Below are 11,838 nucleotides of genomic sequence, written 5' to 3' on the forward strand. Positions count from 1 at the left end.
CCATGCTGACTTTCATCGTCCGACATTCGCTTCGTTTTCCCTGGCTCGTCATGCTGCTGGCGGCCCTGTTGCTGGTCTTCGGCGTCCAGGTCGTGCGTTCAGCGGCGTACGACGTGTTTCCCGAATTCGTGCCGCCGCAAGCCACGGTTCAGACCGAAGCGCGCGGTTATGTCGCCGAACAGGTCGAGGCGCTCGTCACCCGGCCGCTCGAATCCATCATCAACGGCGCCAATGGCGTTGAGTCCGTACGCTCGGAATCGATCCAGGGTCTCTCGGTCATCAGCATAACCTTCAAGGAAGGCAGCGACCCTTATCGCGCCCGCCAGCAGGTGTCGGAGGCCCTGGCTGATGCTTCGTCTCAGCTCCCCTCAGGGGTTGGGCCGCCAGTCATCACCCCACTGACCTCTTCGACCATGGACCTCCTCAAGATCGGCTTCGTCAGTGACAAGATGAGCCCGATGGAATTGCGCGACCTCGTCCAATGGACCGTGCGGCCGCGGCTGCTCGCGGCGCGAGGTGTGGCGCGGGCCAATGTCTATGGCGGCCAGCAGCGACGGATCGAAGTGCGTGTCCGTCCCGCCGACCTCCTGGCGCATGACCTATCGCTCGCCGATGTCGCGACCGCGACGCAGCACATCCTGCAGATCAACGGCGGCGGCTTCGCGGACACGCCCAACCAGCGCATCCTGATCGAGCCGGACAGCGGCAGCCTCTCGACGCAGGCAATCGCGCGCACCGTGCTGGCTTCGGGGTCCGGTGGCGGCGGCCTGCACATTGGCGACGTTGCCGATGTCGTCGAGGCGCCGATGCCGGCCTTTGGTGACGCGCTTGTCATGGGCAAGCCCGGCGTCCTGCTGACGCTGTCGAGCCAATATGGCGCCAACACGCTGGATGCCACCAAGGCGGTCGAGGCGGGGCTGACCGAAATCGTGCCGGCCCTCAAAGCGAAGGGTGTCACCGTCTATCCGGCGATGCATCGTCCGGCCAATTTCATCGAGACAGCGCTATCCGGAATCCAGCGCGATCTCTTGATCGGCGCGGCGATGATCGCTGTCGTCTTGTTGCTCTTCATGCGCGACCTGCGGGTGGCGGCGATCACGTTCCTGTCCATCCCGCTCTCGCTTCTGGCCGCGCTGACCGTACTCCATCTGGCTGGGCAGACCATCAACACCATGACGCTGGGTGGCCTTGCCGTGGCGCTTGGCGTCGTGATCGACGATGCTATCGTCGACATCGAGAATATCGTCCGGCGCTTGCGCGGCGTGGAAGAGACCGACGATCGCCGGGCGATCATCGAGCATGCGTCGATCGAGGTGCGCGGTCCCGTCGTCTACGCGACATTCGTCCTCGCGCTCACCATCATGCCCATCCTGTTCCTGACCGGCCTGCAGGGCGCCTTCTTCGCCCCGCTGGCTCTGTCGTTCCTGCTCGCCGTGTTGGCCTCGCTGATCGTCGCCATGACGGTGACGCCTGCGTTGGCCTTGTTGCTGCTCGGTCGATCCAAACCGCACGACGAGCCCGCGCTGCTCGGTCGGTTCAAGGATCGCCATCAGGCGATTGCCGAGATGCTTTTCGGCCGGCCTGGCGCCATCGCAATTGGCGTGGGGACGATTGGTCTCGTTGCCGTGCTGGGTGCGGCGACGTTCGGTAGCGAGTTGCTGCCATCGTTCCGCGAGCGGCACTATGTCGTCGGTGTTCACGGCCCAGTCGGCGCTTCCTTCGATTGGATGCGGCGCACGGGGCAGCGAATCTCCAAACAGCTACTCGCGATTCCCGAGGTGCTCAGCATCGAGGAGCAGATGGGTCGTGCCGAGGCCGGTGAGGACACATGGGAGCCCAATGTCGGCGAATTCCATGTGCGCCTGAGGGCGGTGGGCGGCGCGGGCGAAGATGCAGCGCAGGAGAAAATTCGCGCTGTGCTCGAGGGCACGCCGGCGCTGCAGAGCGAGGTCACGACATTCCTTGGCGATCGTATCGGCGAGTCGTTGTCTGGCGAGACATCGGCGGTTGTCGTCAGTGTGCAGGGTGGCGATCTCGATACCCTCGACCGCGTCGCCAATCAGGTCGCGGCCCAGCTCAAAGCCACACCGAACGCGGCGGACGTGCAGGTTCAGATGCAGCCGGGGACGCCCATATTGCGCATCGCGCTCGATCCCGAGCGTATGGCGCTTCACGGCGTTGATCCCGCCAATGCCGGTGAAGCAATCGACGCCGTGTTCGAAGGTGTCCCGGCCGGGCAGCTCAGCCTCGCTGACCGCACTGTTGGCGCCGCTGTCGTCGTGCCCCCTGAGTTTCGTCAGGATCCTGAGGCCGTCGGCGAAATGCTCGTACGCGGCACCAATGGACAGGCCGTTCGCCTTGCGGACATTTCGACAATCGCGCTTGAAGAAGGCCGTGCGGCCATCGCCCATGACGCCGGGCAACGCCGGCAGGTCGTCACCGCCAACGTGACCGGCAGCGATGTTTCGGGCTTTGTGACTCAGGCCAAGCAGCGTATCGCCGCCAATATACATCTGCCAGGCGGCGTTTATCTCTCATGGGGTGGCCAGGCTGAGGGACAGGGTGCGGCTGCGCGTCAGCTCGCAGGCAATGTGGCGCTTGCAGCGATCGCCATCATTGCCCTGCTGATCCTGGCATTTGGCGGCGTGCGGCCTGCGTTGCTCATCATTGCCGGTATGCCCTTGGCCTTGGCAGGCGGCGTGATTGCGGTTTGGTTTGGTGGTGGGATCCTGTCGCTCGGCGCGTTGGTCGGATTCGTGACGCTGTTTGGCATCTCCGCGCGCAATTCGATCCTGCTCATTTCTCATGCGGACCATCTCGTTCGCGAGGAGGGTGCGAACTGGTCGCGGGATACGGTGCTGCGCGCGACGCGCGAGCGCGTGGCACCCATCATGATGACGGCTTTGGTGACGGCCTTTGGCCTCGCGCCGCTGGCATTAGAATCGGGACAAGCCGGACGGGAAGTCCAAGGTCCCATGGCCATGGTCATTCTAGGCGGTCTCGTCAGCTCGCTCGTTCTGACACTGCTCTTGCTTCCCGCGCTGACTTTGCGCTGGCGGTTTCGCAATTCCCACGACTAAAGTTGGTGCGGCAGGCCGAGTCTGACGGGACATCTAATACTGCCGCCGGGATACCAAAGCGCCGGGCGCCCCTGAGTTTGATATTGACCACTTGTCGCGATGCGTCGAAGGCATTGAGACGCCGACGGACACGGTCCCGTAGCTGCCGATATATTTGATAATCTTAGGCTACAGCCTGTCACCGCTACGTCGCGATGAGTTCGTCGACAGCCAGCCCAGACGTTTCGGGGAAGTCCTACTCCGCCAACATTGCAGACAATCGACCGTTCGAAACGGCTCTCTAAAACCTGCCCTTCGTTCATCGAGTTGCCGTACGGTAGCGAGCGACCGGACCATGGGACTTAAGGGAGCGCCTCGAACTCGCGCTGATGGCCATTGATCATCTCTCGCAGCGCTGCTGGCTGCAGCACCTCAACTGATTTGCCCCACGTGTAGAGGTGCCAGCACATCTCGAGATACCCGGACGCCCTGAACCTTACGAGCAGCGATCCGTTCTTTTCCTCTTCAACTGTTTGAGTCGGATGGAACACAAACCGGCGGGCGTGGTCGGCAGCGTCAGGGGAAAAGCGCCACACCACCTCTCCGTGCTGCGCCTCACTCTCGTACGAGCCAAAGCCCTTCTCGGCATGGGCGCTGAGGCTGAAGCCCGGATCGATGTCGAAGCTTTCGTCGAGCACTTCGGCTGAATAAATCTCCTCCACGCGGTAGTGCTGGAGACGTCCAGCCTTTTTCGCCGTGTCGCGTGCGACGAGATAGCGCCGGACGCCGAGCAGCAGGCCGTGCGGTGCGACCACGCGTTCGCTCGGCTTGTCCTGCGTGCGCCGGCGGTAGGCGATCCGTAGCAGGAACGGCCCCTTCAGTGCCTCCGAGATCGCGGCGTTGACCTCGCTGTTCATGACGGGCTGCGGACCGGGTCGGGCGGCGTGGCCGAGCGCCTCGAGGAGCGCTTCCTCGTCGACCGCGAGCCGCGTCCCGGCACCGGGCGGGAGGAGCGCCCGCACCTTGGACTGGAGCTGGCGTAGCGTCGCCGCCTCCGCCGTCATCTGGTCGGCCTCGAGTTCGGTGATCGCGGTCGCGAGTGCGGCCAGCTCCTCCGCCGAGGGCGTCAGGAGCGGCGCGATAACCTTTGCGTGAATACGCCAGCGACGCTTGCGGTCGTCGCCGTCCTCGGTATCGGTTTGCGGGAACGCTGCCTGCAGCGCGTCGGTCATCCGTTGCGCTGTGCGGTGCGAGCAGCCCCACTCATCGACGATTTCCTCGAGCGACACGCCGCTCCGGCTCGTCGCCATCATTGCGAGCTTGAGCAGTTCCTGACCCTTCGCGAACGACATAGAATCACCCTGACAGCTTTTGTCACCCTTATGTGCTATATCGCAGGAAAGGGGAATGCGTATGCGCAGGATCGATGGAGCGTTGAGGCTTTCGGCCTCTGATTTAATGCGATTCAAGGGTTGTCGTCACGCGACCACGCTGGACCTGCGGCTAATCGAGATCGGCGACCTGTCGCCGAGCGAGGACGGTGCCGAAGCCGAACTGCTGCAGCGGCAGGGTGACGAGCATGAGCTTGGCTTCCTGGACCAGCTGAAGGCCGATGGCCGCAGGGTCATCGAGATCCCGAAGGACGGCCTGTCGCTGGAGGAGTCCGTCCGCCTTACGCTCGAGGCAATGCTGGACGGACCCGATGTGATCTTCCAGGGCGCGCTACTAGATGGCGCGTGGGGCGGCTACAGCGACTTCCTTGAGCGCGTCGAACGGCCGTCCGAGCTCGGCGCGTGGTCCTACGAGGTCGTTGACACCAAGCTGAAGCGCAAGCCCGATCCGAAGCACGTTCTGCAGCTCTGCCTCTACAGCGACCTGCTTGCGAAGGTGCAGGGCGTGTCGCCCGACGCTGCCCACCTGCAACTCGGCGACGGTAGCCGCTTTACCGTGCGGCTGTCGGATGTCTCGTCCTATGCGTGCCACGCGCGCCGGATGCTCGAGGCTTTCCTCGTCGAGCGGCCTGAGACCCGCCCCGAACCCGTATCCGCATGCGCGCTCTGCCGCTGGAGCGACCGGTGCGAAGAGCGCTGGGAGGCCGAGGACAGCCTCGCGCTTATCGCCGGCATCAGCCGGTCGCAGCTCCAGAAGCTGGAGGCTGCAGGAATCGACACGATGGCGAGTCTCGCTGCGCGTGCTGATCGCATTCCGAAGATGGCGGCCGAGACCCAGCGCAAGCTCGTCGCGCAAGCGCGGCTGCAGTCAGCTCGCCGCGCCGGAGGGCCACCCTCGTTCGAGTTGCGCGATGCCGAGCCCGGCAAGGGCTTCGGCCTGCTGCCAGCACCCGATGACGGCGATGTCTTCTACGACATCGAGGGCGACCCCTACTTCCCGGGCGGGTTGGAATATCTCCACGGCGTGTGGTTCCGCGAGAATGGCGAGTGGGAGTTCCGCGCGTTCTGGGCGCACACCCGGGAGGACGAAGGCCGCGCCGTAGCCGACCTGCTGGCGTTCTTCGTCGAGCGCATGCGTCGCTTCCCCAAAGCGCATATCTACCACTATGCAAACTACGAGATCGCCGCGCTCCGCCGGCTTACCTCGCAGCACCGGACCGGCGAAGCGGCAATGGATCAGCTCCAACGCGAGCGGCGCTTCATCGACCTGTTCAAGGTTGTGTCGGGCGCGATGGTCGCGTCGGAGAAAGGTTACTCGATCAAGGACCTTGAGGCCTTCTACATGGAGAAGCGCGCCGCAGACGTCGCGACCGCCGGCGCCAGCGTCGTATTCTACGAGGAGTGGCGGCAGACGCAGGAGCAGCGCCTGCTCGACGAGATCCAAGACTACAACCGCACCGACTGCGTATCGACCCAGCTGCTGCGCGACTGGCTCGTCCGCGACGTGCGCCCCGCGGCGATGCCGTGGCCGATGCTCGGCACAGTGCCCGAGGGTGGGGCCTTGTCCAACGTGGATGCGGAGCACGAGGAGGTGGCGGCGCTCCGCGCGCGGCTGCAGCCAGTCCGCGAGCGCATCGGCGAACGGGTCGCAGACCTGCTGCTCGACCTCAGCCAGTTCCATAAACGCGAGGACAAGCCGACGTGGTGGGCGATCTTCGATCGCCTCGCGCAGGAGAGCGAGGAACTGCTCGACGACCTCGAGTGCATCCAGGGTCTTGAGGCTGTCGGCGAGCCAGTGAAGGTCACCGCCAAGTCGTTCGAGCGGACCTACCGCTTCCCTGCGCAGGAGACGAAGCTGCGCGCAGGAAAGGCGCCGTGCGTGAAGCCGGCGGCGATGCCCGAGGACGTCAATCTCCGGTCGATCGACCATGATACAAACACACTCGTGCTGAGGCGTTCGACGGCGAAGGGGGAGCTGCCGGATCGGCTCGATCTTCTGCCGCCGCAGCCGCTGCGCAACAGCGTCCTCAAGGATGCGGTCGCCGCGGTCACCGAGGAGATCATCGCCAACACAGGCCGGCTCCCGGCGGTCGAACACCTGCTGGCACAGTCTCCGCCGATGTTCACCGACGGTCTGCGCCCCGCCGGTATCATCCCGGCCGACGGTGACCTGCCAGCGGAGACGAGTCGCGCGATCTCGGCGATGGCCGGCACAACGCTCGCCATCCAGGGACCGCCGGGAACAGGCAAAACATACGTCAGCGCCCTCTCGATCGTGAATCTCGTCCGCGACGGCAAGCGCGTCGCGGTCTCGTCGAACAGCCACAAGGCCATAGGCAACCTGCTAGAGGCGGTGGCCGATCGCGCCCGCGCCGAGGGTGTCCGGTGCAGCATCGTCCAGAAGGCGTCCGACGATGGTGACGACGAGGCGCATCCCGGCATCGTCTTCGTCAGCGACAACGACGCCCCTGAGATTGTGACGGCAGACGTCGTCGGCGCGACCGCGTGGCACTTCGCTCGATATACCGGCGCCGCCTACGACTATCTTTTCGTCGATGAGGCCGGGCAGGTTTCGATCGCCAACATCCTTGCCATGGCGCGCTGCGCCCGCAACATCGTGCTCGTCGGCGATCCCATGCAGCTGCCGCAACCGTCGCAGGGCAGCCACCCCGGCGACAGCGGCCGCTCCTGCCTGGAATACCTCATCGATGGTCATCGTGTCGTTCCGTCGGATCGTGGTGTGTTCATGCCCGTGAGCCGACGCATGCACCCGCGCGTCTGCGGTTTCATCTCGACGGCTGTCTACGAGGGCAGGCTCGGGAGCGACGAGGCAGCGGGCGGCCAAACGCTGGTCTCCCGTACCGGTGAAGATCTGGTCGGAACTGGCATGCGCGCCGTGGTTCACTTCGGTCGTTCTCAGGTCAGCCCCGAGGAAATCGACGCCGTCGCGGCGCGGATCGCCGAGGTAGAGGGATCGACCTACCGCGACCGCGATGGTCGGGAGCGCGTCGTTGGCCCTGCCGACATTCTGGTCGTTGCGCCCTACAATGCGCAGGTGAACGCATTGCGCGCGAGGCTGCCTGGTACCGTCCGCGTTGGCACCGTCGACCGCTTCCAGGGACAGGAGGCGCCAGTGTGCCTCGTCTCGATGACGACCTCGAGCGGGGAGGAGCTGCCGAGGGACATCGCGTTCCTGTTCTCCCTCAATCGCATCAACGTCGCTGTGTCGCGGGCGCAAGTCGCGGCGATGGTCTTCGCTAGCCCGGCGCTCCTCGAGACGCCGTGCCGGACGATCGAGGAGATGGCGCTGGTAAACGCGCTATGCCTGCTGCGTGAATATGGGGGTGACAGCTTCTGACGCCCCCCGCGTGCGAATGTGCTGCTATCGAAACACGCAGGAGACGCAGGAAAATGGCACTCTGGGACATTGGCTTTCGCCATATCATCGACGTGGACGGGCAGCTGCTCGCGATCGACACGGACCTCATCGACTCTGCAGCGCTGCTCGCCAAGGCGAACCGGTCGGCCGACCAGCCGCTTTGGCTGGTCCGAGCTGGCGAACGCTTCCTCCTCCAGGCGCGGCAGATGATCCGCCTGACGAAGGACGAGGTGCTGTTCTTCGAGACGAATGCATCGTCCCAGATGGGCATGATCGAGCGATTGGCGGCCTAGGCAGGAGGATACGATGAACTTCACCCACTACAATCTGGGGCACCTTGATCGGGGGAGCATGGTCGTGGTGACCTTGAGCGGGAGCGCCGCGAACGTCCGTCTGATGGATGGCTCGAACTTGAGCAGCTACAAGTCGGGGCGTCAGCACCGATATATCGGGGGTCTCGCCAGGAGTTCTCCAGTCCGACTGCAGGTTCCGCATTCAGGCAACTGGCATGTTACAGTGGACATGCAAGGCCTGCGCGGCACGGTCCGGTCGGGCGTCCAGGTCGTCAGGGGTGAGGCGCTCCGGCCGCTGCCGACGATCAATGAGGCGCCCCTTCGAAGTGTGCCTACCCTCGTGCGGGACATCGACCACGACCTTGCTCCCACGGCGGAAGCCCCTGACGGTCGGGTTTTCGATGTCTTCATTTCGCACGCCTCGGAGGACAAGGATGACGTGGTGCGGCCGTTGGCGAACGCGCTGCGCGAGGCTGGCCTGTCCGTTTGGTACGATGAGTTTGAACTCCGGATCGGCGACAGTCTCCGACGGAAGATCGATCGGGGTCTGGGCAGCAGCCGCTTTGGGGTGGTCGTGCTGTCTCAGGCTTTCTTCGGCAAGGGATGGCCCGAGTACGAATTGGACGGCCTTGTGACGCGGGCGGTTTCTGGTGATCAGATCCTGCTGCCCGTCTGGCACAACGTATCGAAGAGTGAGGTGATTGGGTATTCGCCCTCGCTCGCCGACCGGCTCGCGCGAAGCACCAGCACGCATACCGTCGAAGAGATCGCCCGCGAAATCGCCGAGGTGGTGTGCTTGCCGAAGGCCGCGTGAAGAGGATGTTTTCGGAAGGGCTCGAGATGAAAAAGCAGGTCGAGGACGAGTGGAACGGCTGTGCGCGGGAAGCTGAGCGGCTGATGGCTGAATAGATGATCATCAATCTGGTCGCGTTTTCGTAAGTGCAAAGGCCGCATAACCGGATCATTATTTGCCGGCAAGTTAGCCGACTCAAAGAAGCGCCGCGTCGAGGGAAACATGAAGCTCATAAGCCACTTCGCTGACTTTCTTCGTGACACAGTCAATCTGAATCAGACCCGCATCGACAATCTCGAGGCAAGCGTCGAGTCTATCAAGACCTTCATCAAGGACTCCAATTGGGAGCCGCGTGTCTGGAAACATGTCGAGCAGGGATCTTGGGCGCACAAGACGATCATCCGCCCCGTCGAGGGAAAAGAATTTGATGCCGATCTGCTCGTAATCGTTGAACCTGTCGAGGGATGGACTGCCGCTCAATACATCACCAGTCTGGGCGAGATTTTCAAAGAATCTGGGGTCTACAAGGACAAGGTCGAGCTCTGGGACTATTGCGTCACTATTACTTATGCGGGCGACCGCAAGATCGACGTGGCGCCTTGTGTCCGGGGGCGTAAAGTCGATGGACAGCTCGAAGTCTGTAACCAGACCAGCGATACGTTCGAGCGCACCGAGCCTGTCGCCTATACCAACTGGTTCAACGCGCAGAACGGCTTTTCAGGTTCCAATTCCTTCCGGAAAGTTACGCGTCTCATCAAATATCTGCGGGACATCCGTGAGGATTTCGAATGTCCTTCGGTACTCCTGACTACCCTGATCGGTGAGCGCATCGCCTGGTCTGACAAGGGCTCGGATGCCTTCAAGGATGTGCCGACGACCTTGAAGACGATCATCGGCCGGCTCGATGACTGGATGCAGGCGCGAGAGACCAAACCCAAGGTGGCTAATCCCGAACTGACCAGCGAGGATTTGGCGTCGTCGCTAAGCCAAGAGGGCTATGCCAGTCTGCGAGATACCATCCATGAGGCACGGGGCAAGATCGACGCAGCCTACGCCCAGTCCGGGCGCTACGACAGTATAACCGCCTGGCGGGAGGTGTTTGGCGACAAGTTTGCGAAGAGCGTGACAGTCCTCTCCAAGGTGCTGATGGCCGAAGAGCAGGAGTTTGACGAAGACGAAAATCTGCTTCTTGCCGGCATTGTGAAGAGCGATGCAGCCCATGATGACCGCATCGTTGACTTAGTCGGGCGCGTTGGTCGCTGGCTCTGGAAGCCCAGCTTCGACCGACCGAATCATATGACGAAACCTATATGGCCGAGCGCGGACATCGTCTCGGACCAAGTTCGGGTGCACGCCATCTGGCGGGCAACCCGCAACGCCCCGGTTGGACGCGAGATTGAGGACTTCGAGGAACTAGCGCCGACCGGCGGCCTCTGGTTCGACGTCACCGTCAATGAAGGCATGCCTCTGCCGGAGGGCTTCTATGTGCGATACAGGATCACCAACACCGGCGCCGTCGCCATCGCGCTTCGCAAGGGGCGGGGCGGCTTCGAAACGCCGCAGGAAGGAACAAAGCGATGGGAGGAGCTCGAATATCGCGGCGTACATCTGACCGAGGCGTTCATTGTACGTCGCGCCGATGGACGCCTGGTGGGGCAAAGCGCGCCCTTCCACGTCGTAATCCGGTGACTTGGTCATGACGGCAGACGGCTCAGAACTGTCCGACATCGCCGTTCGGCAGAATGGGGACGCCTGTCAGCGACTGCTCAAGGCGAGGCAGTGGCGGTGGGCCGTCGCTGTCCGTTGGCAGCTGGCGCAGATCGCGCTTGTCCTGGCGGCGCCCATCCTGGCGGTCACGCTCGGCCTAGCGGTGCCAGAAGCGAAGCCCTTCATCGCCTTTCTTGCAGTCTGCCTCACCCTTCTCGATGTAACGCTCGTTGACCGCGCTTATAAGACTACGCTCAAAACGGCTGCCCGCTCGAGCGAATTGTTCGATATCCAGCTATTGAAGCTCGCATGGCATGGCCTTGTCGCCGGCATGCGCCCGACGCCTGAGGAGACTGACCGTGCAGTCCGGGGTTGGGAGGGACTTCGCACCAAGCATTCGATCGAGAATTGGTATGCGCTCGATGTCGACAAGGTGCCCATGGGCCTTGCGCGGGCAATCTGCCAGCGGACCAATGTCACCTATGACAGCGACTTAAGACGCCTTTACCGGATTTGGCTCGACAGTCTCATGGTTGGCGTGACGGTCATCATTGTCTCTTTGGGTATGGCGAGCCAGGCGACCTTTGCCGACTTCGTGCTCTCCGCCGTGGTGCCGATGGCACCGTTCCTGATCTGGGGCTTGCGCGAACGTTTCCGTCAGGCCGATGCGGTGAAGGCCAATGAGCCTGTCGTCCAGGAGGCCGAGAAGCTTATCGAGGCCGTGATTGCAGGCAATTGCCCCGACCACGATTGTCTGGTCCGTTCCCGCTCGCTTCAGGACGCTATATTTCAACGACGGGCCACAACAGTGCTGCTTTTTCCCGGAATCTATAGATACCGGCGCCCGGATGCGGAGCGCGATATGCTGGCGGGCGCTGCTTATTGGGTCGAGAAAGCTATCGAGAGAGCCTAGCGGTCCGGTTCGGATCGTCCGAGTTTGCTTCCCCTCGGCCGCGTTGCAAACAAGCGGCAGCTTGAGGCTGTGGCTAAACAAGAGCGGACTGTCAGGATCGTTGTCTAATTGATTTCGACATTGGTATCTCCTCCACCGCTGGCCAATGGTTGTCTGCGAGGTCACCGGACTGCCGGGGAGGCACCTTGTCCGAGCCTTCATGATCGCGGCCGGGCGTTATGGGGTGGACGTCTCTGTGTCCGACACGAGGTTTGATCCTCCACGATCCGGGCGAGATCGTCCTGGCATGGCTGAGCGGGCGAA

Annotated in this window: 7 protein-coding genes; 6 read left to right on the plus strand and 1 reads right to left on the minus strand. The window is 63.1% G+C overall.

The window, feature by feature from the left end:
• The first annotated feature begins 2 nt into the window (after positions 1-2).
• Positions 3-3,080: an efflux RND transporter permease subunit gene (locus KK488_RS21000; RefSeq protein ID WP_214625682.1), complete on the plus strand. Its 3,078-nt coding sequence runs from the start codon at positions 3-5 to the stop codon at positions 3,078-3,080.
• 341 nt (positions 3,081-3,421) lie between these two features.
• Here KK488_RS21000 and KK488_RS21005 read toward each other — a convergent pair whose 3' ends face one another.
• A complete protein-coding gene (locus KK488_RS21005) occupies positions 3,422-4,411 on the minus strand; it encodes a helix-turn-helix transcriptional regulator (protein ID WP_250890892.1) in 990 nt (329 codons plus the stop codon).
• Positions 4,412-4,472: 61 nt separating this feature from the next.
• Between KK488_RS21005 and KK488_RS21010 the strand changes: the two genes are divergently transcribed.
• The 5 genes from KK488_RS21010 (at position 4,473) to KK488_RS21030 (ending at position 11,535) form a co-directional block, all read left to right on the plus strand.
• Positions 4,473-7,808, plus strand: coding sequence for a TM0106 family RecB-like putative nuclease (locus KK488_RS21010; RefSeq protein WP_214625683.1), 3,336 nt, complete (start codon positions 4,473-4,475; stop codon positions 7,806-7,808).
• 53 nt (positions 7,809-7,861) lie between these two features.
• The gene (locus tag KK488_RS21015) at positions 7,862-8,122 is read left to right on the plus strand and encodes a hypothetical protein (RefSeq protein WP_214625684.1); all 261 of its coding nucleotides are present in this window, start codon (positions 7,862-7,864) and stop codon (positions 8,120-8,122) included.
• 13 nt (positions 8,123-8,135) lie between these two features.
• A complete protein-coding gene (locus KK488_RS21020; protein WP_214625685.1) occupies positions 8,136-8,936 on the plus strand; it encodes a DUF1883 domain-containing protein in 801 nt (266 codons plus the stop codon).
• 201 nt (positions 8,937-9,137) lie between these two features.
• On the plus strand, positions 9,138-10,604 hold the full coding sequence (locus tag KK488_RS21025) for an SMODS domain-containing nucleotidyltransferase (RefSeq protein ID WP_214625686.1): 1,467 nt from the start codon (positions 9,138-9,140) through the stop codon (positions 10,602-10,604).
• A 7-nt stretch (positions 10,605-10,611) separates the two neighbouring features.
• Positions 10,612-11,535, plus strand: coding sequence for an S-4TM family putative pore-forming effector (locus KK488_RS21030; protein WP_214625687.1), 924 nt, complete (start codon positions 10,612-10,614; stop codon positions 11,533-11,535).
• Positions 11,536-11,838 lie beyond the last annotated feature (303 nt).

This window comes from Sphingobium nicotianae, from assembly GCF_018603885.1.
Lineage (GTDB): Bacteria > Pseudomonadota > Alphaproteobacteria > Sphingomonadales > Sphingomonadaceae > Sphingobium > Sphingobium nicotianae.